This is a genomic window from Polaromonas sp., assembly GCF_029945685.1.
Classification (GTDB): Bacteria; Pseudomonadota; Gammaproteobacteria; order Burkholderiales; family Burkholderiaceae_C; genus Polaromonas.
The window spans coordinates 1-23,072 of sequence record NZ_JAQSDA010000011.1 but is presented as its reverse complement, the minus strand read 5'-3'; the positions used below and the strand labels follow the sequence as shown (position 1 = coordinate 23,072).

General features: G+C 64.7%; 18 protein-coding genes and 3 tRNA genes. 12 read left to right on the top strand and 9 right to left on the bottom strand.

Going from position 1 to position 23,072, the window contains the following annotated elements; translation table 11 throughout:
* Positions 1-70: 70 nt before the first annotated feature.
* A complete protein-coding gene (locus tag PSV26_RS08070; RefSeq protein WP_300512653.1) occupies positions 71-385 on the top strand; it encodes a c-type cytochrome in 315 nt (104 codons plus the stop codon).
* A 300-nt stretch (positions 386-685) separates the two neighbouring features.
* On the opposite strand, the gene acs is transcribed toward PSV26_RS08070, so the two are convergent.
* The gene (gene acs, locus PSV26_RS08065; RefSeq protein ID WP_300569645.1) at positions 686-2,686 is read right to left on the bottom strand and encodes an acetate--CoA ligase; all 2,001 of its coding nucleotides are present in this window, start codon (positions 2,684-2,686) and stop codon (positions 686-688) included.
* 159 nt (positions 2,687-2,845) lie between these two features.
* On the opposite strand from acs, the gene PSV26_RS08060 reads away from it, so the two are divergent.
* From PSV26_RS08060 to PSV26_RS08025, 8 genes are all read left to right on the top strand, one after another.
* Complete coding sequence (locus PSV26_RS08060) at positions 2,846-3,454, top strand: YqhA family protein (protein ID WP_300512657.1); 609 nt, start codon at positions 2,846-2,848, stop codon at positions 3,452-3,454.
* 51 nt (positions 3,455-3,505) lie between these two features.
* Positions 3,506-4,594 (top strand): calcium/sodium antiporter, encoded by a 1,089-nt coding sequence (locus PSV26_RS08055; protein WP_300512660.1) that lies wholly within the window; start codon positions 3,506-3,508, stop codon positions 4,592-4,594.
* A 147-nt stretch (positions 4,595-4,741) separates the two neighbouring features.
* On the top strand, positions 4,742-7,636 hold the full coding sequence (locus PSV26_RS08050; RefSeq protein ID WP_300569643.1) for a monovalent cation/H+ antiporter subunit A: 2,895 nt from the start codon (positions 4,742-4,744) through the stop codon (positions 7,634-7,636).
* Entirely contained in the window at positions 7,626-7,991 is a 366-nt protein-coding gene (locus tag PSV26_RS08045; RefSeq protein ID WP_300512665.1) for a Na+/H+ antiporter subunit C, read from the top strand. Before PSV26_RS08050 ends, PSV26_RS08045 begins: the two co-directional genes overlap by 11 nt.
* Positions 7,988-9,625 carry a monovalent cation/H+ antiporter subunit D gene (locus PSV26_RS08040; protein ID WP_300569641.1) on the top strand — a complete coding sequence of 546 codons (1,638 nt, stop codon included), beginning with the start codon at positions 7,988-7,990 and terminating at the stop codon, positions 9,623-9,625. Before PSV26_RS08045 ends, PSV26_RS08040 begins: the two co-directional genes overlap by 4 nt.
* Entirely contained in the window at positions 9,625-10,143 is a 519-nt protein-coding gene (locus PSV26_RS08035; RefSeq protein WP_300569639.1) for a Na+/H+ antiporter subunit E, read from the top strand. The genes PSV26_RS08040 and PSV26_RS08035 overlap by 1 nt, the downstream gene beginning before the upstream one ends.
* The gene (locus tag PSV26_RS08030; protein ID WP_300512671.1) at positions 10,140-10,415 is read left to right on the top strand and encodes a K+/H+ antiporter subunit F; all 276 of its coding nucleotides are present in this window, start codon (positions 10,140-10,142) and stop codon (positions 10,413-10,415) included. Before PSV26_RS08035 ends, PSV26_RS08030 begins: the two co-directional genes overlap by 4 nt.
* Positions 10,416-10,425: 10 nt before the next feature.
* Positions 10,426-10,779, top strand: a complete 354-nt coding sequence (locus tag PSV26_RS08025) for a Na+/H+ antiporter subunit G (protein WP_300512673.1) — start codon at positions 10,426-10,428, stop codon at positions 10,777-10,779.
* A gap of 121 nt (positions 10,780-10,900) precedes the next feature.
* Here the strand turns inward: PSV26_RS08025 and fumC are convergent, their stop codons facing one another.
* Positions 10,901-12,286, bottom strand: a complete 1,386-nt coding sequence (fumC, locus tag PSV26_RS08020; protein ID WP_300569637.1) for a class II fumarate hydratase — start codon at positions 12,284-12,286, stop codon at positions 10,901-10,903.
* A gap of 116 nt (positions 12,287-12,402) precedes the next feature.
* Between fumC and PSV26_RS08015 the strand changes: the two genes are divergently transcribed.
* Positions 12,403-13,953: a fumarate hydratase gene (locus PSV26_RS08015; protein WP_300569635.1), complete on the top strand. Its 1,551-nt coding sequence runs from the start codon at positions 12,403-12,405 to the stop codon at positions 13,951-13,953.
* Positions 13,954-14,064: 111 nt separating this feature from the next.
* The gene (murI, locus tag PSV26_RS08010; protein ID WP_300569633.1) at positions 14,065-14,883 is read left to right on the top strand and encodes a glutamate racemase; all 819 of its coding nucleotides are present in this window, start codon (positions 14,065-14,067) and stop codon (positions 14,881-14,883) included.
* Between the two features lie 254 nt (positions 14,884-15,137).
* Here the strand turns inward: murI and PSV26_RS08005 are convergent, their stop codons facing one another.
* The 3 genes from PSV26_RS08005 to PSV26_RS07995 are packed head-to-tail and all read right to left on the bottom strand — an operon-like array spanning position 15,138 to position 21,081.
* Entirely contained in the window at positions 15,138-16,613 is a 1,476-nt protein-coding gene (locus PSV26_RS08005; RefSeq protein WP_300512681.1) for an efflux transporter outer membrane subunit, read from the bottom strand.
* The gene (locus PSV26_RS08000; protein ID WP_300569631.1) at positions 16,606-19,782 is read right to left on the bottom strand and encodes an efflux RND transporter permease subunit; all 3,177 of its coding nucleotides are present in this window, start codon (positions 19,780-19,782) and stop codon (positions 16,606-16,608) included. Before PSV26_RS08000 ends, PSV26_RS08005 begins: the two co-directional genes overlap by 8 nt.
* A 12-nt stretch (positions 19,783-19,794) precedes the next feature.
* Entirely contained in the window at positions 19,795-21,081 is a 1,287-nt protein-coding gene (locus tag PSV26_RS07995) for an efflux RND transporter periplasmic adaptor subunit (protein WP_300512685.1), read from the bottom strand.
* Positions 21,082-21,269: 188 nt separating this feature from the next.
* On the opposite strand from PSV26_RS07995, the gene PSV26_RS07990 reads away from it, so the two are divergent.
* Positions 21,270-21,938, top strand: a complete 669-nt coding sequence (locus tag PSV26_RS07990; RefSeq protein ID WP_300569629.1) for a TetR family transcriptional regulator — start codon at positions 21,270-21,272, stop codon at positions 21,936-21,938.
* 6 nt (positions 21,939-21,944) lie between these two features.
* Here the strand turns inward: PSV26_RS07990 and PSV26_RS07985 are convergent, their stop codons facing one another.
* The 4 genes from PSV26_RS07985 to PSV26_RS07970 all read right to left on the bottom strand — a co-directional run bounded on the left by PSV26_RS07985 (position 21,945) and on the right by PSV26_RS07970 (position 23,069).
* Complete coding sequence (locus tag PSV26_RS07985) at positions 21,945-22,583, bottom strand: DUF6806 family protein (RefSeq protein ID WP_300512689.1); 639 nt, start codon at positions 22,581-22,583, stop codon at positions 21,945-21,947.
* 81 nt (positions 22,584-22,664) lie between these two features.
* A tRNA-Leu gene (locus tag PSV26_RS07980) sits at positions 22,665-22,756 on the bottom strand.
* A gap of 56 nt (positions 22,757-22,812) precedes the next feature.
* Positions 22,813-22,886 (bottom strand) — tRNA-Cys (locus PSV26_RS07975).
* A 107-nt stretch (positions 22,887-22,993) separates the two neighbouring features.
* Positions 22,994-23,069 (bottom strand) — tRNA-Gly (locus PSV26_RS07970).
* Between the last annotated feature and the right edge of the window lie 3 nt (positions 23,070-23,072).

Genomic DNA, 23,072 nt, shown 5'->3' with positions numbered 1-23,072 from the left:
CGGCCCACTACAATGACGTTGAACGACTGTAACCGAATCCGAATCCATAACTCCCCCCACGAGGTTAACGATGAAACGTCTCTGCTTAGCGATTGCTTCCCTGGCCGCCGGTTTTGCCGTGTCCACCCCCGCCCTGGCGGACCTGCAACTGGCCACCGCCAAAAACTGCATGGCCTGCCATGCCGTGGCGACCAAGCTGGTCGGCCCTTCCTACAAGGACGTGGCGGCCAAATACGCGGGTCAAAAGGACGCCGTTGACAAGCTCGCTGCGAAAATCGTCAAGGGCGGTGCAGGCGTTTGGGGCCCTGTGCCCATGCCAGCCAATGCCCAGGTCAATGCCGACGAAGCCAAAAAACTGGCAGCTTGGGTACTGACGCAAAAATAAGCCCGGTCCTCCGGTACAAAAAAAGCCCGTTGAATCAACGGGCTTTTTTCATGGCGCGGCGCGGCTTGCGCCGCCCTCGATCAGAGATTTTCCGAAAGCTGATCGAGGATGGCGGGAGTTTAGCTACGGCGTGACAAGCCCTGCGGGCAATTGTCAGCCTGCGCTGAAACCCGGCTCAAAGATTTTCAGAAAGTTGATCCAGGATCGCCGGGTTTTGTGGCCACCCCACATCGCTTCGCGATATGAGTGTCACCCGCACCCGGCCACAGCTCGCTGGCGCGGCCTTTCGGCCGCCCTTGATCAAAGATTCTCGGAGAGTTGATCAAGGATCGCCGGGTTTTCAAGGGTCGAGGTGTCCTGGGTGATGGCTTCGCCCTTGGCAATGCCGCGCAACAGGCGGCGCATGATTTTTCCGCTGCGGGTTTTCGGCAGGTTGTCGCCGAAACGGATGTCCTTGGGCTTGGCAATCGGCCCGATCTCCTTGCCGACCCAGTCGCGCAGCTCTTTCGCAATCGCCTTGGCTTCGTCACCGGTGGGCCGCGAGCGCTTGAGCACCACGAAGGCCACGATTGCCTCGCCGGTCAGGTCGTCGGGTCGCCCCACCACGGCCGCCTCGGCCACCAGTGCAGAATGCGAGACCAGCGCCGACTCGATTTCCATCGTGCCCATGCGGTGACCGGAAACATTGAGCACGTCGTCGATGCGGCCGGTGATGCGGAAGTAGCCGCGGTCGATGCTGCGCACCGCGCCATCGCCGGCCAGGTACAGGGTACCGCCCATTTCCTCGGGGAAATAACTTTTCTTGAAACGCTCGGGATCGTTCCAGATGGTGCGGATCATCGACGGCCAGGGGCGCTTGACCACCAGCATGCCGCCGGAACCGTTGGGCACGTCCTTGCCGAGTTCATCGACGATGGCCGCCATGATGCCGGGCAGCGGCAGGGTGCAGCTGCCGGGGACGAGGGGCGTCGCGCCAGGCAGCGGCGTGATCATGTGGCCGCCGGTTTCGGTCTGCCAGAAGGTGTCGACCACCGGGCAGCGCTCGCCACCGACGTTTTTGTAGTACCACATCCAGGCTTCGGGGTTGATGGGCTCGCCCACGGTGCCGAGAATGCGCAGGCTGCTCAGGTCAGAGCGCGCCGGATGGATTTTTTCGTCGGCTTCGGCCGCCTTGATCAGCGAGCGGATGGCGGTCGGCGCGGTGTAGAAAATGCTGACCTTGTGTTTTTCGATCATCTGCCAGAAGCGGCCGGCGTTCGGGTAGGTGGGAATGCCTTCGAAAATCACCTGCGTCGCGCCGGCGGCCAGCGGGCCGTAGGCCACATAGGTGTGGCCGGTGATCCAGCCGATGTCGGCCGTGCACCAGAACACATCCGTGGGCTGGATGTCGAAGGTCCAGTCCATGGTCAGCTTGGCCCACAGCAGGTAGCCGCCGGTGCTGTGCTGCACGCCCTTGGGTTTGCCGGTCGAGCCGGAGGTGTAGAGGATGAACAGCGGATGTTCTGCGCCGACGAACTCCGGCTCGCAGGTGGCCGAGTGCTTGGCCGTCACCTCGTGCATCAGGCTGTCGCGCCCGGCGACCATGGTGCAGGCCGTGGCGGTGCGCTGGTAGACGATGACGTTCTTGATGGACTCGCAGCCGCCCATGGCGATGCCCTCGTCGACAATCGCCTTGAGCGGCAACTCCTTGCCGCCGCGCAGCTGGTAGTTGGCGGTGATGACGGCGACCGCCCCGGCGTCCTGGATGCGCTCCTGCAGACTCTTGGCGGAAAAGCCGCCGAACACCACCGAGTGGGTCGCGCCTATACGCGCGCAGGCCTGCATGGCGACAACGCCCTCCACCGTCATCGGCATGTAGATAATGACGCGGTCGCCCTTTTTGATGCCCATGGCCTTGAGCGCGTTGGCGAACTGGCAGACCTTGCCGTGCAGTTCCTTGTAGGTGACGTTGGTGACCTTGCCGTCGTCGCTCTCGAAGATGATGGCCTTCTTGTTCTCGGTGGCGGTGCCGAGGTGGCGGTCCAGGCAGTTATAGGAGGCGTTGAGCTCGCCGTCGGCAAACCATTGGTAGAACGGCGCGTTCGACTCGTCCAGGGTCTGGGTGAAGGGCTTCTTCCAGCTCAGGTTCTCGCGCGCCAGCCGGGCCCAGAATCCCTCGAAGTCCTTTTCTGCTTCGGCGCACAGCGCCTGGTAGGCATCCATGCCGGAAATGCGGGCGGATTTGGCCAGCTCCGGGTTGGGGAAAAAGACCCGGTTTTCAACCAGTGTGGACTCGATGGCAGAGGATGAAGGCGCGCTCATGGTGATGGTCTCCTGGGTTTTAGTCGAATGCGTGCAAATGTCACATTCGGCACTTACAGTCCACTGACTGGCATTGAGCTGGCAAATTTAACCCGAATCCGGGCAGATGGGGCAGCGCGCCTACAATCCGGCCATTCCGTACAAACCCTCACGCCCCCCATGTCAGAACCCAAGAACACCCCGGCCAAAGTTTCACCGCTGCGCCCGATTCCCAACTTCATTTTCGCCAGCCGCTGGCTGCAGCTGCCGCTGTATGTGGGCCTGATCGCTGCGCAGGGCGTCTATGTCTTTCATTTTCTGGTCGAGCTGCTGCATCTGATCGAGGCGGCCTTCGGCAGCCAGACCGCCTTGCAGGCGCTGATCACGAGCATAGGCTACAAGACCTCGGCACCCATCGTGACGCTCAACGAAACGGTCATCATGCTGGTGGTGCTGGCGCTGATTGACGTGGTCATGATCTCGAACCTGCTGATCATGGTGATTGTCGGCGGCTACGAAACCTTCGTCAGCCGAATGAACCTTGAAGGCCACCGCGACCAGCCCGAGTGGCTGAGCCACGTCAATGCGTCAGTGCTCAAGGTCAAGCTCGCCACCGCCATCATCGGCATCAGCTCGATCCACCTGCTCAAGACCTTCATCAATGCGGACAACTACACCGACCGGGTGTTGATTGCGCAAACCGCCATCCACATCACCTTCCTGCTGTCGGCCCTGGCGATTGCCTACACCGACAAACTGATGTCGGGCTCCGGCTCGCAGAAACACTGACCCGGTCCGCCGGACCTTCCGCCCACTGAAGCCGCCCCACGAAAGCCATAAATGACCATCCTGTTGTTCATAGGCGGCCTGATTGGTCTGGTGGCTGGCGCCGAGTTGCTGGTACGCGGCGCATCGAAACTTGCGCTGTCCTTTGGCATTTCACCGTTGGTCGTGGGACTGACCATTGTGGCTTTCGGAACCAGCGCACCGGAGATGGCGGTGTCCGCGGGCGCGGTCCTCAACGGCCAGACCAACCTGGCCCTGGGCAACGTGGTGGGCAGCAACATCTTCAACGTGCTGTTCATTCTGGGCCTGTCGGCGCTGATCATCCCGCTGGTGGTCAACATCCAGCTGATTCGTCAGGAGGTGCCCATCATGATAGGCGCCAGTCTGCTCTTGCTGGTCTTTGCCCAGGACAACAGGCTGGGCTTCATGGATGGCGTCATCCTGTTCGCGCTGTTGATCGCCTACACCGTCTTCCTGGTCATCCAGTCGCGCAAGGAGACACGGGCTGCGCAGGACGAATACGCGGCCGAGCTGCCGCCCGCGCGGCCCGGCGGCTGGGATGCCCGCCTTCCCGTCCAGCTTCTGCTGATCGTCGTCGGGCTGGGGTTGCTGGTGCTGGGGTCTGAATGGCTGGTGAGCGCGTCGGTGATTTTTGCCAAGGCTCTGGGCATCAGTGACCTGGTCATCGGCCTGACCATCGTCGCGGCGGGCACGTCCATGCCCGAGGTGGCAACATCGCTGATGGCCGCACTCAAGGGGGAGCGCGACATCGCCGTTGGCAACGTGGTGGGCAGCTGCACCTTCAACATCCTGGGCTGCATCGGTCTGGCCGCCATGCTCTCGGGCGACCTGGGGCTGGCCGTCCCCACCGCCCTGCTCAACTTTGACCTCTGGGTCATGATGGCCGTCGCCCTCGCCTGTCTGCCCGTGTTTCTGACCGGCCGCGAAATTGCGCGCTGGGAAGGTGGCGTGTTCGTCCTGTACTACGTCGCCTATGTCGTTTATCTGGTGCTGGCCAGCCAGCAGCACGCTGCGCTGGGCCTGTACTCCATGGCCCTCATGGGTTTTGTGATTCCCATCACCGTGATCACGCTGATCGTGGTGCTGATCCGGCGTGTACCGCAGGCACACAACCCGCCCTGAGGCATCCAGGAGCCCCGTCTTCTGAAGGGCTCGCACCGCGCGAGGCAGCAGGCGCGCTCGCCCGCTCCGGATCCATCGAAAAACGGGCCTGGGGCCGGGACATTCCCACTTCGCTGAAGTCGGCGCGAAGGCCGCCCCTAGAATGGAATGAACACCCGGGACTTCCAGACCTTGCTGCTACTGATCATTTTCCTTCCGCTGATTGTTGGCGCCGTGCTCACCGCGTGGTCCGGCTCAGCCGCACAGCCGACTTCCAGCCAGCGCAGCCGCACCGCCTGGCTGGCCGCCGCGGTCACTGCCGCCGGCTTCATCCTGCTGCTGCTGCAGGCGCCCGGGATCATGGGCGGTCAGGCGCAAACCAGCTTCACTGCCTGGGTTCCCGAGATCGGACTGAACCTCGGCCTGCGGCTGGACGGCCTGTCCCTGATGTTTGCGCTGCTGATCACCGGCATCGGCCTGCTGATCATCCTCTACGCGCATTTCTACCTGGGCAAGGCCGATCCGGTCGGAAAGTTTTTCAGCACCCTGATGCTGTTCATGGCGGCCATGCTGGGCATTGCGCTGTCGGACAACCTGCTGCTGCTGATCGTGTTCTGGGAACTCACCAGCATTTCTTCTTTCCTGCTGATCGGTTACTGGAACCACCGCGCCGAATCCCGCGAAGGTGCGCGCATGGCGCTGGCGCTCACCGGAGGAGGCGGTCTGGCCATGCTGGGCGGCTTTGTGCTGCTGGGCCAGATGGCCGGCACCTACGAGCTCAGCCTGATGCTGGACCAGGGCGCACGTATTCAGGCTGACAGCCGTTATCCCGCGGCGCTGCTCCTGATTTTGCTGGGCTGCTTCACCAAAAGCGCGCAGTTCCCTTTCCATTTCTGGCTACCGCAGGCCATGGCAGCACCCACACCGGTGTCGGCCTACCTGCACTCAGCCACCATGGTCAAGGCCGGGATCTTCCTGATGGCGCGACTGACCCCCGTGATAGGCGGCACCGAACTTTTCTTCGGCATTGTCTCCACCACCGGACTGGTGACCATGGCCTTTGCGGCCTTCGTCGCCATTTTCAAACACGATCTCAAGGCCTTGCTGGCGTACTCCACCATCAGCCATCTGGGGCTGATCACCTTCCTGATCGGGCTGGGCTCGCCGCTGGCGGCCGTGGCCGCGATGTTTCACATCCTCAACCATGCCAGCTTCAAGGCGGCATTGTTCATGATTGCCGGCATCGTGGACCATGAGACAGGGACGCGAGACATGCGAATGCTGGGCGGCCTGCGCCACCTCATGCCCTGGACCGCGACGCTCGCCATGGTGGCGGCCGCCGCCATGGCGGGGGTGCCGCTTTTCAACGGTTTTCTGTCCAAGGAAATGTTCCTGACCGAGGCCGTGACCTTTGCACAGGCCGGCGGCTGGCGCTGGGCGGTGCCCGCGGCGGCCACGCTGGCCGCGCTGCTGAGCGTGGCCTACTCGGTACGTCTGGTGCACGATGTCTTTTTCAACGGACCCGCGGGCGATTTGCCCCATCCGCATCCGCACGAGCCCCCCCCGGGCATGAAGGCCCCGGTGATCCTGCTGGCCGTGGTCTGCGTGGCAGTCGGTATCCTGCCTTCGCTGCTCCTCGGGCCCATGGTGCTGGTGGCCGCCACCGCCATGCTGGGTACAGCGCCGCCGGACTATCAGCTGGCCATCTGGCACGGCCTGAACCTGCCGCTGTTGCTGAGCATGCTGGCGCTGGCCGGTGGCGTCGGCCTGTACTTCCTGCTGGCGCGAGGCTGCCGCCTGCATCGCCTGAGTTCCGAGAGCTGGTTCGGCCTGCTGACCGGCCTGAACCTCTTTACCCGCGGCTCGGACCGGCTCTTCAACCTGGCCGGCCGCCTCACCGGCAGTCTGGAAACAGCCTCGCTGCAGCGCTACATCGCCTGGATGCTGATCGCCACCGTGGCAATGGCGGCTGCGGCGCTGCTTTCAGGGGATGCACCCGGCACCGGCTCACGCGTTTTATTGCCTGTGTCGCCTGCGGCGCTGGTGGTCTGGGGCCTGCTGCTGCTGGCCTGCGCCTGGCTGGTCCTGCACCACCACCAGCGTTTCCAGTCGGTCGTGGTGGTGGGCGTGGTGGGCCTGGTGACCGCGCTGGCCTTCGTCAGCTTCTCGGCGCCCGACCTGGCGCTCACGCAACTGACCGTGGAAGTGGTTTCCACCGTGCTGCTGCTCATGGGACTGGCGCTGCTGCCGCGGCACTCCCCGCACGAGTCTTCAACCGGGCGCCGCACGCGCGACGCCGCACTCGCGCTGTGCGGCGGCGCGGGCATCGCCTGGCTGGCCTGGGTCATGCTGACGCGCGATCATGATTCGATTGCGTGGTATTTCCTGAACCAGTCGGCGATTGCCGGCGGCGGCACCAACGTCGTCAATGTGATTCTTGTGGACTTCCGCGGTTACGACACCTTCGGCGAGATCACCGTGCTCGGTATCGCGGCCATCGGTGTGCTGGCGCTGATGGACGGAATGCGGACCCGCCGCCCCGCCGCTGACGAGCAGGGCCTGACCTGGACATTTGCCGCCCAGCCCTTGCTGCTGCGTGTGGCCGCACGTGTGCTGCTCCCACTGGCGCTGGTGGTCACCCTCTACATCTTCATGCGCGGCCACAACCAGCCTGGCGGAGGATTCATTGCCGGGCTCATCAGCGCCGTGGCGCTGGTACTGCAATACATGGCCATGGGCCAGTCGCGCGCAGAGGCTTTGCTGCGGGCAGATGGCGGGAGCCGTTTCGTGCGCTGGATTGGCCTGGGTCTGGGCATTGCGGGGCTCACGGGGGTGGGTGCTTTTTTCTTCGGCCAACCTTTCCTGACCAGTGCCCATGGCCATCCCCATGTGCCGTTGCTGGGCGACCTGCCGCTGGCCACCGCCGCGCTGTTTGACCTGGGCGTGTACATCACTGTGGTGGGATCCACCCTGCTGGCGCTGTCCACACTGGGTTCGGTGAGCCGCGAATCGGGCACAGCCCGGGCCCCACCCCGCGCACGGGAGTACAACCATGAGTCTTGAGTTTCTGGTGGCCAGCGGCATCGGCATGGTCACGGCCACGGGTATTTACCTGATCCTGCGCGGACGCACCTGGCCGGTGGTGCTGGGCCTGAGCCTGCTGGGTTATGCCGTCAACCTGTTCATCTTCGCCATGGGCCGCCTCTGGCAGGATGCCGCGCCCATTCTGTCGGCCACGGGGCGCGTCGCCGACCCGCTGCCCCAGGCACTGGTGCTGACGGCCATCGTGATCGGCTTTGCCACGACGGGTTTTGTGATTGAACTGGCACTGCGCAGCCGCCACGAGTCCGGGAGCGACCATGTGGACGGACATGAGCCCGGCCATGGCCCCGGCAAAGCCAGGGACGAGGCGCCATGAGCGACTTGCTGCACGCCGTTTTTTCTGCTCACCTGCCGGTGCTGCCGGTGCTGTTGCCCCTGTTCACGGCCGTGGCACTGCTGCTCATGGGCGACCATGGCGGCGAAGCCAGCCACGGCGGGCCGCTGCTGCAACGCAGACGCCTGCTCAGCATGGTCTCGGTCGTGTTGGGTGCCATCCTGTCCTGGCGCCTCATGACTGAAGCGGCCACAGGCGCCCTCACCGTGTACCCGCTGGGTGGCTGGCCTGCGCCTTTCGGCATCGTGCTGGTCATTGACCGCCTGAGTGCCATGATGCTGGCCCTGACCTGGACCATCGCGGTGCCGGTGCTCTGGTATGCCGCAGGCGGGTGGGACACCCATGGGCGCCACTTTCACACCATGATCCACTTCCTGCTCATGGGGGTGTCGGGCGCCTTCGTGACGGGCGACCTGTTCAACCTGTTCGTCTTTTTTGAAGTCCTGCTGATCGCCTCCTATGTGCTGCTGGTGCATGGCCAGGGGCGTGAGCGCTTCAGGGCGGGCGTGCATTACGTTGTACTCAACCTGGTGGCCTCCGCGCTGTTTCTGGTGGGTCTGGCCATCGTCTACGGCGTGACCGGCACCCTCAACATGGCCGACCTGGCGCTGCGTGTGGCGCAACTCGGGCCCCAGGAAGCCACCTTGCTCAAGGCCGGCGCCATGGTGTTGCTGGTCGTGTTCGGCCTCAAGGCGGCGATTGTGCCGCTCTACCTGTGGCTGCCCGGCACTTATGCCGCAGCCAGCGCCCCCGTCGCTGCGATGTTTGCCATCATGACCAAGGTCGGCGTCTACGGCATCATCCGCGTTCATGCGGTGATTCTGGGCGAAGGTGCGGGTCACGCCGCGCTGGCTGCCGAGCCCTGGCTGCTGCCGGTCGCGTTGATCACCATGGCACTCGGCGTGCTGGGGGCGCTGGCGGCACACAGCCTGACGCGGCTGGTGTCCTACCTCACCGTGGCGTCTGTCGGCACCATCCTGGCCGGTATTGGCCTCTTCACCCCGCAAGCCATGTCGGCCGCACTTTATTACATGGTGCACAGCACACTGGTGATCGCGGCGCTTTTCCTGCTGGTCGAACTAGTGGCCACCCAGCGCGGCGAAGCCGGTGACCGGCTGCGGCCCGCCACCCCGGTGGAACAACCCGTGCTGCTGGGCTTGATGACGCTGCTGGGTGCGGCCTCGGTGGCCGGCCTGCCGCCCCTGCCCGGTTTTCTGGGAAAACTGATGATTCTTGAAAGCTCGGCCGCAGGGCCGGCCCATGTGTGGGTCTGGACGGTGGTGCTGGTGGTCAGCTTCCTGACGCTGATCGGTCTGGCGCGCGCCGGCTCCATCCTGTTCTGGAGCGTGTTGCCGGCCGATGGCCTGTCGGTCCGGCCAGGCACCAGCTCTCGCCTCACGCTGGCGACGCTGAGCCTGCTGGCGCTCAGCCTGCTGCTGGCGGTGGCGGCGTCTCCGCTCAAGCGCTACACCGATGCGGCGGCCTTGCAACTGGCCGATCGCGTCGCCTACGCCAGGGCCGTGCTGGGACCGGTCGGCGGGGCAGAGGCCAGCACCACGCGACCCTATCGCGGCGGCGAGGGCGAAGTGCGGCTACCCGCGGCGAAAGGCCAATGATGGAAAAACCCCGCTGGCTCGCCCACCCCTGGCTGTCGGTGCTGCTGGCCACCAGCTGGCTGCTGCTGCAACACACACTGGCACCGTTTCATCTGATTTCGGCCCTGCTGATTGGCCTGCTGGTACCCCGCCTGCTGCACAACTTCCTGCCAGCCACACAAAACATGCGTCTGGCGCCGGTGCTGCGACTGCTGCTGGTCGTGCTGTGGGACATCGTGGTGTCCAACATCACGGTGGCGCGGCTGGTGCTGGGACCCATGTCGCGCCCCCAGCCCGCCTGGGTGACGGTGCCGCTGGCACTGAGTCACCCGACCGCCATTGCCCTGCTGGCCAGCATCATCACAACCACGCCGGGCACAGTGTCCTGCCTGATCGACGAGCAACGCAAACACATCCTGGTTCACGCACTCGATTGCAGCGACCCGGCGCAGATGGCCGCCGACATCAAGACACGTTACGAAAACCTGTTGCTGGCCATTTTTGAACCCCAGCCAGACGCCCCTGGAGCAAACCCATGACCCTCCTGATCCTGGCGCTCAACATCGCCGTCGGTGCCGTCTCCCTGTCCATGGCGCTGTGCGCGTGGCGTCTGATGCGCGGGCCTCACATCACAGACCGCGTGCTGGCCATCGACACGCTGTACCTCAATGCGGTGGCGCTGGTGGTCCTGCTGGGCATCCGCCTGCAGACGCACGTGCTGTTTGAAGCAGCCCTGATCATGGCCATGCTCGGATTTGTATCCACCGTGGCGCTGGCGCGTTACCTGACGCGCGGCGAGGTGATCGAATGAAACGGAGGGCATGACCATGGGACTTCATCCTGTTGCCGAATGGCTGGCCGCCGCCTTCTTGCTGATGGCGGCCTTCTTCTCGCTGGTCGGCGCAATCGGCCTGGTGCGCCTGCCTGACTTTTTCATGCGCCTGCATGCGCCGACCAAAGCCTCCACGCTGGGTGTGGGTGGCGTGCTGCTGGCCAGCATGATCCTGGCGGCGGCCCAGGGCCGGGCCGGTTTCGCCGAGCTGCTGATCACGCTGTTTGTCTTTGTCACTGCACCGGTCTCGGCCAACCTGATGGCGCAGGCCGCCTTGCACCTGCGCCTGCCCGGCCAGGCCGCGCCGCCCGATGATGCGGTGCCTGAGCGCCGCCGGTCCTGAGGCCGCACGGACAGAACAACGCACAGCGTCTGTGATTTTCATGTCAAAATGGCCTTCAGCCCTTGTCCCACCTGCGCGAACAGCTATTAATTGAATAGCGTCTCAAAGGCCGGGACGGGGCTCAACGCCCGGTCATGTTGGCCGGTATCACCCATTCGTCAAACTGCGCAGCGGTCACATGGCCGGAAGCCATGGCCGCGTCACGCAGGCTGCTGCCTTCCTTGTGCGCTTTCTTGGCGATGAAAGCGGCCTTGTCGTAACCGATGTGCGGGTTGAGCGCCGTAACCAGCATCAGCGAGCGGTCCACCAGCTCGGCAATACGCGCGCGGTTCGGCTCAATGCCCGCGGCGCAGTGGTCGTTGAAGCTGGCCATGCCGTCGGCGAGCAGGCGAACGCTCTGCAGGAAGTTGTGGGCGATCATGGGCCGGAACACATTGAGCTCGAAATTGCCCGAGGCGCCGCCCAGGTTGATGGCCACATCGTTGCCGAACACCTGGCAGCACAGCATGGTCACGGCTTCGCTCTGCGTCGGGTTGACCTTGCCCGGCATGATGGACGAGCCCGGTTCATTCTCGGGAATCGACAGCTCACCGATGCCGCTGCGCGGCCCGCTGGCCAGCCAGCGCACATCGTTGGCTATTTTCATCATGCTGGTGGCCAGCGTCTTGAGGGCGCCATGCGCATGAACCAGGGCGTCGCAGGAGGCCAGGGCCTCGAACTTGTTCGGCGCCGTCACGAAAGGCAGGCCGGTCAATCGCGCCAGTTCGGCCGCCGCCTGCTCCGCATACCCCTTGGGCGCGTTCAGGCCGGTGCCGACGGCCGTGCCGCCCAGCGCCAGCTCGCACAGGTGCGGCAAGGCGGCACGCACATGTTTTTCCCCGTGCGCGAGCTGGGCGACGTAGCCCGAGAACTCCTGGCCGAGTGTCAAGGGCGTGGCGTCCTGCAGATGGGTGCGGCCTATCTTGACGATGTCGTCGAAATCGTGCGCCTTCTGTGCCAGTGTGACGCGCAGCCTGTCGATGGCCGGCAGCAGCCGGTGCGTGATGGCGTCCACCGCCGCCACATGCATGGCGGTCGGAAACACGTCGTTGGACGACTGGCTGCGGTTGACCTCGTCGTTCGGATGCACGAGACGGTTTTCGCCGCGCTCGCCGCCCAGCAGCACGCTGGCGCGATTGGCCAACACCTCGTTGACATTCATGTTGCTCTGCGTGCCCGAGCCGGTCTGCCACACCACCAGCGGAAACTCACCGGCGTGCTGCCCGGCAATCACCTCGTCGGCTGCCGCCATGATGGCCAGCGCCTTTTTGCCGTCGAGCAGGCCCAGGGCCAGGTTGACGCTGGCCGAAGCGCGCTTGACCTGCGCCAGCGCGCGGATGATCTCGCGCGGCTGCAACTCGCCGGAGATGTCGAAGTTCTGCAGCGAGCGCTGGGTCTGCGCGCCCCAGAGCCGGTCGGCCGGTACGTCAATCGGGCCAAAGGTGTCGTGTTCAGTGCGGGTTGTCATGCTCATTCCTTGATGTGAAAAGGCGGCTTTTCGCACCCTGTCAAAATAGGGGGTTGCGCTTACCGTATCACACGGGCAGCCACGTGAACAGACCTCCTCCCACGAACACCCTGACCATGACCACCATCCAACAAGCCGACCTGATCGAATCCGTTGCCGCCGCCCTGCAGTACATCAGCTACTACCACCCGGCCGACTACATTGCCCACCTGGCGCGCGCCTATGAGCGCGAGCAGAGTCCGGCGGCCAAGGACGCCATTGCGCAGATCCTGACCAACAGCAAGATGAGCGCCACCGGCCACCGCCCGATCTGCCAGGACACCGGCATCGTCAACGTCTTCCTCAAGGTCGGCATGGACGTGCGCTGGGGCGGCTTCACCGGCAGCCTTGACGACGCCATCAACGAAGGTGTGCGGCGCGGCTACAACCACCCCGACAACACGCTGCGCGCCTCGGTGGTGGCCGACCCGCAGTTCGACCGCAAGAACACCAAGGACAACACGCCCGCAGTGATCTTCACCGAGATCGTTCCCGGCAACACGCTGGAAGTCACCGTGGCGGCCAAGGGCGGCGGCAGCGAAAACAAAAGCAAGCTGGCCATGCTCAACCCCGGCGACTCCATCGTCGACTGGGTACTCAAGACCGTGCCGACCATGGGCGCCGGCTGGTGCCCGCCCGGCATGCTGGGCATAGGCATAGGCGGCACCGCCGAAAAAGCCGTGCTGATGGCCAAGGAAAGCCTGATGGACGACCTGGACATGTACGAGCTGCAGGCCAAGGCGGCCTCGGGTGCGGCCCTGACCAAGGTCGAGGCGTTGCGCCTGGAGCTGTTCGACAAGGTCAACGCGCTGGGCATAGGCGCGCAGGGCCTGGGCGGCCTGACCACGGTGCTCGACGTGAAGATCCAGATGTACCCGACGCACGCGGCCAGCAAGCCGGTGGCCATGATCCCGAACTGCGCCGCCACGCGCCATGCGCACTTCGTGATGGATGGTAGCGGCCCGGTGTATCTGGACCCGCCGAGTCTGGACCTGTGGCCCAACGTCAACTGGACGCCTGACTACGTGAAGAGCCAGAAGGTCAACCTCGACACACTGACCCAGGCCGAGGTCGCGAGCTGGAAGCCCGGCCAGACACTGCTGCTGTCCGGCAAGATGCTGACCGGCCGCGACGCCGCGCACAAGCGCATTGCCGACATGCTGGCCAGGGGCGAGAAGCTGCCGGTGGACTTCACCAACCGCGTGATTTATTACGTGGGCCCGGTGGACCCGGTCGCCGGCGAGGCGGTCGGCCCCGCCGGCCCGACGACCTCAACCCGCATGGACGGTTTCACCGAAATGATGCTGGCGCAGACTGGCCTGATCTCCATGATCGGCAAGGCCGAACGCGGCCCGGTGGCGATCGAGGCCATCAAGAAACACAAAAGCGCCTACCTGATGGCCGTCGGCGGCGCCGCCTACCTGGTCAGCAAGGCGATCAAGAGCGCCACCGTCGTCGGTTTTGCCGACCTCGGCATGGAAGCGATTTACGAGTTCGACGTGGTCGACATGCCGGTGACCGTGGCGGTGGATTCGGGCGGCACCAGCGCCCACATCACCGGCCCGGCCGAGTGGCAGAAGAAGATTGCCACCGGTGAGTTCAAGGGCATTGCGGTTGCTGCTGCCTGAACGCTCTTCAATCAAGCCGGGGCCGCGGAGCTGGCTTTGCCAGTCCGCAGGCGCAGCGGCCCCCTCGGGGGGCAGGGAGCGACACGCAGTGCGCGACCGTGGGGGCCTGTCTTGATCGGCGTTTTTGACAGTGGCGTCGGTGGCCTGAGCGTGCTGCGGGCGCTGCGCGCCGAACTGCCGAACGACAACTTCATCTACATCGCCGACAGCGGCCACGCGCCTTATGGCGAGCGGGACCAGGCCCACGTGATCGCCCGCTCGCGCGCCCTCACCGCCCATTTGCTGGGCCAGGGCGTGCAGGCGCTGGTGATCGCCTGCAACACGGCTACAGCGGCGGCCATCGATGTGTTGCGCTCAGAGCACCCCCAGTTGCCCATCATCGGGGTGGAGCCGGCGCTCAAACCCGCGGCAGCCACCAGCAAGACCCGGCGCATCGGCGTCATGGCCACACGCAGCACGCTGGGCAGCAGCCGCTTCCGGGCTTTGCTGGGTAGCCTGGCGACGCAAGCCGAGTTTGTGCTGCAGCCCTGCGACGGCCTGGCCGACGCGATCGAGCGCGGCGTGGCCAACACGGCCAACCCTCCAACCGCTACTGAAATAATAGCTGCCTGCGCACGTCACACAAGGGCCCTGGGCCAATTTGGCTTGAAAGACGGGGAGATCGACACGCTGGTGCTGGGCTGCACGCATTACCCGTTTGCCGCTGCCGTGCTGCGTGATCTGATCGGGCCCGATGTGCAACTGGTGGACACCGGCGAGGCGGTGGCCCGGCAGACCCGGCTGCGGCTGGCGAGTGCCGTTTCGACAGGCGAAGCGGACAGCGCGCCGGGTCGGATCAGCCTGTTCAGCACCGGGCAGGCAACTCACCTGCGAGCGGCTGCGCAGCGCTGGCTGCAGCTGGATGGTCCCGTCGGAACGCTACACTTTTAAGAGCAGCCAGCGCAGGTGTATCAAGGGCTGGAGCCCTGAAACACTCGAGAACCTGTAACTACTCAGGACACTGCATGCAGCGTGCCTTTCTTGCCCCCTCGCCCTGTGGGAGAGGGTTGGGGTGAGGGCCAGCAAGCCCCAACTTGCGATAGCTCTCTGACAGACCGCCAGCCCTCACCCCCGCCCTCTCCCAGGGGGAGAGGGTGAGAGCAGTCCAAGTCACTGCGTGTAGTTGGAAAAAATCAATAAGACGGTCAAGGCCTGGTGGTGCCCGTCGCTACCGCAGCCGTCACCGGCTCTTTCCAGCCCCCACCGAGCGTCTTGTACAGCGTGACCTGGTTCTGCAACTGCAGCAGCCGGGTCTGCACCACCGCCTGCCGTGCGGCGAACAGGGAGCGCTGGGCATCGAGCAGGTCGAGCTGGCTGGATATGCCGTTCTGGTACCGCAGGTCCGACAGCTTGAACCGGGTGGCTTCGGCGCTGGCCTGGGCCTGCTGCGCGCGCAGTTGCTCCCCCAGCGTGGCGCGGCCGGCCAGCGCGTCGGCCACCTCGCGGAACGCGGTCTGAATCGCCTTCTCATACTGCGCCACGGCAATGTCGCGATTCACGTTGGCCGAATCCAGCCCGGCGCGGTTGCGGCCGGCGTCGAACAGCGGCAGAAACAGCTGCGGCGCCAGCGTCCAGCCGTAAGTCCCGCTTTCGAACAGCCCCGACAGGTGGTTGCTGACACTGCCGGCGGACGCCGTCAGCGAGATGCGCGGGAAAAACGCGGCACGCGCCGCGCCGATATTGGCGTTCGCCGCCAGCAGTTGTTGCTCGGCCTGGCGGATGTCGGGGCGTTTGGTGAGCAGGTCCGAGGGCAGGCCCGCGGGCACGTCCACCATCAGCGGCGCATCGGCCAGTGCCTGGCCGGCCGGCAGCGCCGCCGCCAGTTCGCCGGTCAGCGGCTGACCCAGCAGCAGCGTCAGCAGGTTTTCATCGAGCGCGCGCTGGCGTTGCAGTTGCGCCAGGTTGATGCGGGCAGCCTCGGTCAGCGACTCGGCCTGGCGCAGGTCCAGCTCGGAGGTGGCGCCGTTGTCAAAACGAAGCTGGCTGAGCTTGAAGGACTCTTCACGCGTGGCCAGTGTCTGCTGCGTGATCGCCAGCAGCTCCTCGTCGGCCAGCAGGCTCAGCCAGGTGTTGGCCACCGTCGCAATCAGGCTGATCTGGGTGGTCTTGCGGCCCTCCTCGGTCGCCAGGTATTGCGCCAGCGCGGCGTCCTTCAGGCTGGCGACGCGGCCGAAGAAATCAATCTCGTACGAGGTCATGGCCAGACCGGCGGTGTAGACGCTGGAAATATTTCCTCCGGCCGCGGGCTGGCGCGAGCCGGTGGCTGCTGCCCCCACGGTCGGGAACTGGTCGGCGCGCCGGATCTGGAACTGCGCCCGCGCTTGCTCGATGTTGAGCACCGCGATGCGCAGGTCGCGGTTGTTGCGCAGCGCCGCCTCGATCATCAGCCGCAGTTTGGGGTCGCTGAAAAAACTCTGCCACTCGATGTCGGCCGCTGCGGTGGTCTGCACGGCCGTCGAGGCCCCGGTCGGAACGACGGCCAGTGAACGTGCGAGACGCAGGCCCGGCCAGTCGGTCGCGACCGGGGCCTCGGGGCGTTCATATTTGGGCGCCATCGAGCAGCCCGCCGCCAGCGCGACGGCGCTCAACACCAGCGCCTGTGTCAGCCGGATCTTAGTCATGGGCTTTGCCTTCATTTCCATCTCCGTCAAAACCAGCCGCCCTGGCGTGGTCGGAATACATTTTTCTCTGCCGGTCACTGCCCTTGAACAGGCCACGCACCACGACAAAAAAGACCGGTACAAAAATCACCGCCAGCGCGGTCCCCGTGATCATGCCGCCGATCACACCGGTGCCGATGGCGCGCTGGCTGGCCGAGCCGGCGCCGGTGGCCAGCGCCAGCGGCAACACCCCCATCATGAAGGCCAGCGAGGTCATCACGATGGGACGGAACCGCAGGTGGGCGGCGGCCAACGCCGACTCGATGGCACTCTTGCCCTGCGCTTCAAGGTCTTTTGCAAATTCGATGATCAGGATCGCGTTTTTCGCGGACAGGCCGATGATGGTGATCAGCCCGACCTGGAAATACACGTCGTTGGCGTAGGCGCGCAGCAGTGTGGCCAGCAACACGCCGAGCACCCCCAGCGGCACCACCATGATCACCGCCAGCGGAATGGTCCAGCTCTCATAAAGTGCGGCCAGGCACAGGAACACCGCAAGGATGGCAAAGCCGTAAAGAATCAGCGCCTGCGAGCCGGCGAGTTTTTCCTCGCGCGACTGGCCGGTCCACTCGAAACCAAAACCGGCGGGCAGCTGGCCCGCCAGCTTTTCCATCTCGGCCATGGCCGCACCCGAGCTGTAGCCCGGCGCCGCAGAACCCGAGATCCGCATCGCCGGATAACCGTTGTAGCGAATCGTCTGCTGCGCACCGGTCACCCAGCGCGTGCTGGCAAAGGCCGACAGCGGCACCGGCCGGCCCTGGCTGTTGCTCGCATTGATGCGCAGCAGGTCGTCCGGCTGCATGCGGGCCGGTGCATCGGCCTGCACCACCACACGCTGCAGGCGACCCTGGTTGGGAAAGTCATTCACATAACTGGAGCCCAGCGCGGTGGACAGCGTGGTGTTGATGGAATCAAAGGAAACTCCCAGCGCATTGGCCTTGTCGCGGTCAATGTCGATCTGCAATTGCGGACCGTCTTCCAGGCCGTCCGGGCGCACCTGCGCCAGCACCGGGCTCTTGCCAGCCATGCCCAGCATCTGGTTGCGGGCGTTGACCAGCGCCTCGTGACCGGCGCCGGCCCGGTCCTGCAGGCGGAAGGTGAAGCCGCTGGCCGTTCCCAGCTCGGGAATGGGCGGCGGGCTCAGCGGAAAGATGAACGCGTCGCGTATGCCGGACAAGGCACCGAAGGCCCGGCCCGCCAGCGCCTCGGCCGACTGGCCAGGGCCTTCGCGCTCGGACCAGTCCTTGAGCGTGACAAAAGCCAGCGCCGCATTCTGGCCCTGGCCCGAGAAGCTGAAACCCAGCACCCCGACCATGCTCTGCACTTCGGGCTGCTTGAGGATGTAGGCCTCGACCTGCTGCATGACCGCCAGCGTCCGGTCCTGGGTCGCCCCGGGCGGCAACTGCACGTTGACCAGCATGGTGCCCTGGTCTTCACCCGGCAGGAAGGAGGTTGGCAGCCGGGTGTAGACCACCGCCACCGCCGCGATGATGGCCACGTAGATGACCAGGTAACGCGCGGCCCGCTTGAGCACACGGGCGACGATGCTTTCATAGCCCTTGGCGGTGCGTGAAAAGCTGCGGTTGAACCAGCCGAAAAAGCCACGCTTTTCGTGGTGGTGACCCGCTTCCACCGGCTTGAGCAGCGTCGCGCACAGGGCGGGGGTCAGGGACAGCGCCATGAAGGCGGAAAAACCAATGGACGCCACCATCACCGCCGAGAACTGGCGGTAGATGTTGCCGGTCGAGCCGGCAAAAAAGGCGAGAGGCACAAACACCGAGATCAGCACCACGGTCACGCCGATGATGGCGCCCGAGATCTGCCGCATCGCCTTGCGCGTGGCTTCCAGCGGGGGCAACCCCTCCTCGCTCATGATGCGTTCGACGTTCTCGACCACCACGATCGCGTCATCGACCACGATGCCGATCACCAGCACCATGCCGAACATGGTCAGCACGTTGATCGAAAAACCCAGGGCCAGCAACGTGCCAAAGGTCCCCAGCAGCGCAATCGGCACCACGATGGTCGGAATCACGGTGTAACGCCAGTTCTGCAGGAACAGGAACATCACGAGAAACACCAACGCCACCGCTTCGAGCAGGGTCACGGCGACCTGGGAGATCGAGATCTGCACAAACCGCGAGCTGTCGTAAGGAATGGTCCAGCTCACGCCCTGCGGAAAATACCGTTCCAGGTCGGCCATCTTCTCGCGCACGGCCTTGGCCGACGCCAGCGCATTGCCGCTGGGCGACAGCTGCAGACCGATACCGACCGCCGGCTTGCCATTGAGCCGCGCGGAGGTCGCATAGGCCTGGCCGCCGAGTTCGATACGCGCCACGTCCTTGAGCCGCACCGCCGAACCGTCGGTGTTGGCGCGCAGGATGATGTTGCCGAACTGCCCGACATCGGACAGCTGGCCGTTGACCACCACGGTGGCGGCGATGCCCTGGCCCGCGACGTTGGGCAGGTCACCGATCGTGCCTGAAGACACCTGCGCGTTCTGCGCCCGGATGGCGGCGGTGACCTCGGCGGACGACAGGTTGAAGCCCGACAGCTTGGCCGGATCGATCCAGATGCGCATGGCGCGTTCGGAGCCGAACAACTGGGCCTGGCCGATGCCGGGAAGGCGCTGCAGCTCCGGCACCACGTTGCGCGACGCGTAGTCGCCCAGCGCGATCGGATCGAAGGCCGGGTTGGTGGACGAAAGCATGGTGAACATCAGGAAGTTCGAGCGCGACTTGTCGACACGCACGCCCTGCTGCGTCACCGCCTGCGGCAGTCGCGGCGATGCACGCGACAGGCGGTTCTGCACGTCCACCTGGGCCAGGTCGGCATTGGTGCCGGGCTGGAAGCTGATGGTGATGCTGCCGGTGCCGTTGGCCTGGGCCACCGACTCCATGTAGATCAGGCCGGGCGATCCGTTCATCTCGCGCTCGATCACCGACAGCACGCTGTCCTCCAGCGTCTGCGCCGAGGCGCCGGGGTAGGAGGCATTGATGACAATGGACGGAGGCGCGACCGGCGGGTACTGGGAGATCGGCAACTGCGTGATGGCCACGCTGCCCATCACGATGATGAAAAGCGCGATCACCCAGGCAAAGATAGGCCGATCAATGAAAAACTTGGCCATGCAGAGCGCTCCTTATTTGGCGGCTGCGGAGGCAGCAGGCGCCGCGGACGCTGCAGCTGGTGCAGTGGGTGCCGCCGGTGCGGAGGCCGGCGCTGAAGCCGCACCTGCGGGCGCTGCGCCTGCAGGCTGCCAGGGCACGGGCTTGACGCTGGCGCCGGGGCGCAGTTTCTGGAACCCGTCGACCATGACCTGCTCACCGGTTTTCAGCCCCTCGAGAATCACCCACTGGTTGCCTTTGGCCGAACCGATTTTCACCGGCCGCGTCGAGACCTTGCCTTCGGCATCGACCACCATGACCGTGTCGCCCTGGCCCGAACGCGTGACGGCCTGCTGCGGCAGGGTCATGGCATTGGTGGCCTGCGCCTGCTCCAGGCGCACCCGCACAAACAGCCCGGGCAGCAACTGGCCGCTCGGGTTGGGCACCTCGGCGCGCAGGGTGATCTGGCCCGTGGTGGCGTCGACCGTCAGGTCCGAAAACAGCAAACGGCCGGGACGTGCATACTCCGTGCCGTCCTCAAGCACGATGCGCACGCTGGCTGCATCGCCGCCGCTGGCACGTTTGAACTGGCCGCTCTCCATGGCAGCGCGCAGCTTCATCACGTCCGAAGCCGATTGGGTGAAGTTGACGTACATCGGGTTGATCTGCTGGATCACCGCGAGCTGGGTCGCGTCACCCTGTCCGACCAGCGCACCTTCGGTCACCAGGGCGCGTCCGATGCGGCCCGAGATCGGGGCGGTCACCGAGGCATAACCGAGGTTGATGCTGGCGGTCTGCACATTGGCCTTGCCCACGGCCACATCGGCCTCGGCCTGCTTCTGCGCCGCTACGGCGTTCGCGTACTCCTGCTTGCTGATGGCATTGGCCTCCACCAGGGGTTTGTAGCGCTGCGCCAGTGCCGTGGCCTGAGCCAGATTGGCTTCGGCCCGGGCCTGGCCCGCTTTGGCGCTGGCCGCCGCGGCGGCATAGGGCGCAGCGTCAATGCTGAACAGCGGCTGCCCGGCTTTCACGTCGCTGCCCTCACGGAACAGCCGTTTCTGCAAAATGCCGGCGGCGCGCGCCCGCACCTGCGCCACGCGGGAGGCCTCCAGCCGACCAGGCAGTTCGGTCACCAGACCCACGTCGCCCTGGGTCACTGTCACCACCCCCACCTGCGCAGGCGGAGGGGCGGCTGGCGCCTGGCTGGCGCCCTTGCCGCAGCCGGCGAGAAACAGCGACAAGATCGCAACGACCAGCAGCCGCTGAGGGTTGCTGGCGGGGCGTGCCTCGAAGGGCGGATGAGTGACGCGGGACATGGGCATGCTGATCCTCGAATTTTCTGGTGTGAAGCGCAAAAGGTGGGTCCTGGATGGCAGGCCTGACGGAAATCGGCACGCGGCCCCCATCGGACGAAAGGCGAAAGAATAAGGGTTTTTGCGAGTGGTATAGTTTACATACATTTATGAATGTATAAACACCGCCCCTTTAAAACAGTGTTTTCAGGAGAAGCATGGTCCGACGAACGAAAGAAGAAGCCCTGGCCACCCGCCACAAGCTGCTGGATGCAGCCGAGCACCTGTTCCAGGCGCAGGGCGTCTCGCGCACCAGCCTGCAGGACATCGCCCGGCGGGCCGGGGCGACCCGCGGCGCGGTCTACTGGCACTTCAAGGACAAAGCCGATCTCTTCAACGCGATGATGGAACGGGTCACCCTGCCGCTGGAGCAGTCCTTCCAGGACCAGCTCGGGCATGAGGGTCGGGAGGGCCAGGAGGGGCACAGCGACCCGCTGGCACGCATCCGCAGCGGCGTGGGAGAAGCGTTGCTGCGCATTGCCAGCGACCCGCAGACGCGCCGTGTCTTTGAAGTTGCCACCCACAAGGTGGAGTACGTCGGCGAGCTGCAGGCGGTGCGGCTGCGTCACCTCAAGAGCCGAAGTGACTTTCTGGGACGTGTTGAACGTGGTTTCCAGGCGGCAGCGCGGCAACATGCGATGGAACTGCCGGTGCCGGCCGCTGCGGCGGCGCAAGGCCTGCACGCCATCATCGATGGTCTGATCCAGAACTGGTTGCTGGAAAGCGCCGATTTCGATCTCGTGTCCCTGGGGCAGGAGGTGGTGGACGTCTACATGCGCGGGCTGGGGTTTCCCGGCGCTGGCAAGGACGGAGCGACGCTGTCCTAGAACTGCTTAATGCAGATGCCGCGGCTTGCGTCCGCCGCCGCCATGGCCCGAACCCCCCTGGGGACCTCCCATTCCGCGCGGAGGCCTGCCCAGCTGCATGGAGCTGACCAGCGCATCAAAACGCTGCTCGAACAGCTTGTCGACAGCCGCCACCACCTCGCCGAGTTCGGAGGCATCAAAGTGACGCTCCATCAGGCCGATCATGTCCTGCACCAGAAGATCGCGCTGGACCTGCATGATGGCCGCCGGCGTGGGGCCGACAAAGTACATGGCGAAATCGTCCCTGGCCTCTTCGCCGTCGGACTCCTCATCCTCGTCAAAATCCGCATCGTAGAAAGTGACTTCGATGGGAGCACCGATGGCGGCCAACTCGTTCAGGGCCATGCAGACCTCGTCGAGCACCTGACGAAAATCCTCGTCACCGGGAACCGTCCAGCACAGTTGCAGCAGGTGCTGGTGGACATCGAAGCGTATGCCGGGCTCTTCCTCATAGGTGCTGGCGGCACCGTCGGCCAGCGACTTGGCGCCCGCGTATTTCCAGAGCGGTTTCAGGGCTTCCTGCAACTGCTCAAAGCCGACATCCTCACGCAGCGGCACTTCGCCGTGGACGTGTATTTCAAAAGGAGGGGTGGTGTAGCGGGCCATGGAATCTATCTTAACCAGTTGCGGTCTGAAATGGGCATCGCCAGCACGCCGGCAGGACCTGTAAGACCTTGATCCGTTGGCTGGTGCCTGAGACCGGAATCGAACCGGTACGCCCGTTTTCACGAAGCGGCGGATTTTAAGTCCGCTGTGTCTACCTATTTCACCACTCAGGCCGGGGACATGCTGACGAACAAAAAAGCCCCTGGCAAGGGGCTGCAAAAAACATGGATGGAGGCGCGGGCCGGAGTCGAACCGACCTACTCGGATTTGCAATCCGGTACATAACCGCTTTGTTACCGCGCCGTAATCTGTCTGCTTCCAGCAGAACCAACAGGATGATTCTACTGAATCGCTTGTGAACTATCACCAATGAAAAAGGACAGCATTTTTAAGTGCTGCCCTTTTCGAATTGGAGCGGGAGAAGAGTCTCGAACTCTCGACCTCAACCTTGGCAAGGTTGCGCTCTACCAACTGAGCTACTCCCGCGTT

Bases quoted from the DNA above. Each gene is read 5' to 3' on its own strand.
- PSV26_RS08070 (WP_300512653.1), top strand. From the start codon at position 71: ATGAAACGTCTCTGCTTAGCGATTGCTTCCCTGGCCGCCGGTTTTGCC.
- acs (WP_300569645.1), bottom strand. From the start codon at position 2,686: ATGAGCGCGCCTTCATCCTCTGCCATCGAGTCCACACTGGTTGAAAAC.
- PSV26_RS08060 (WP_300512657.1), top strand. From the start codon at position 2,846: ATGTCAGAACCCAAGAACACCCCGGCCAAAGTTTCACCGCTGCGCCCG.
- PSV26_RS08055 (WP_300512660.1), top strand. From the start codon at position 3,506: ATGACCATCCTGTTGTTCATAGGCGGCCTGATTGGTCTGGTGGCTGGC.
- PSV26_RS08050 (WP_300569643.1), top strand. From the start codon at position 4,742: ATGAACACCCGGGACTTCCAGACCTTGCTGCTACTGATCATTTTCCTT.
- PSV26_RS08045 (WP_300512665.1), top strand. From the start codon at position 7,626: ATGAGTCTTGAGTTTCTGGTGGCCAGCGGCATCGGCATGGTCACGGCC.
- PSV26_RS08040 (WP_300569641.1), top strand. From the start codon at position 7,988: ATGAGCGACTTGCTGCACGCCGTTTTTTCTGCTCACCTGCCGGTGCTG.
- PSV26_RS08035 (WP_300569639.1), top strand. From the start codon at position 9,625: ATGGAAAAACCCCGCTGGCTCGCCCACCCCTGGCTGTCGGTGCTGCTG.
- PSV26_RS08030 (WP_300512671.1), top strand. From the start codon at position 10,140: ATGACCCTCCTGATCCTGGCGCTCAACATCGCCGTCGGTGCCGTCTCC.
- PSV26_RS08025 (WP_300512673.1), top strand. From the start codon at position 10,426: ATGACCATGGGACTTCATCCTGTTGCCGAATGGCTGGCCGCCGCCTTC.
- fumC (WP_300569637.1), bottom strand. From the start codon at position 12,286: ATGACAACCCGCACTGAACACGACACCTTTGGCCCGATTGACGTACCG.
- PSV26_RS08015 (WP_300569635.1), top strand. From the start codon at position 12,403: ATGACCACCATCCAACAAGCCGACCTGATCGAATCCGTTGCCGCCGCC.
- PSV26_RS08005 (WP_300512681.1), bottom strand. From the start codon at position 16,613: ATGACTAAGATCCGGCTGACACAGGCGCTGGTGTTGAGCGCCGTCGCG.
- PSV26_RS08000 (WP_300569631.1), bottom strand. From the start codon at position 19,782: ATGGCCAAGTTTTTCATTGATCGGCCTATCTTTGCCTGGGTGATCGCG.
- PSV26_RS07995 (WP_300512685.1), bottom strand. From the start codon at position 21,081: ATGCCCATGTCCCGCGTCACTCATCCGCCCTTCGAGGCACGCCCCGCC.
- PSV26_RS07990 (WP_300569629.1), top strand. From the start codon at position 21,270: ATGGTCCGACGAACGAAAGAAGAAGCCCTGGCCACCCGCCACAAGCTG.
- PSV26_RS07985 (WP_300512689.1), bottom strand. From the start codon at position 22,583: ATGGCCCGCTACACCACCCCTCCTTTTGAAATACACGTCCACGGCGAA.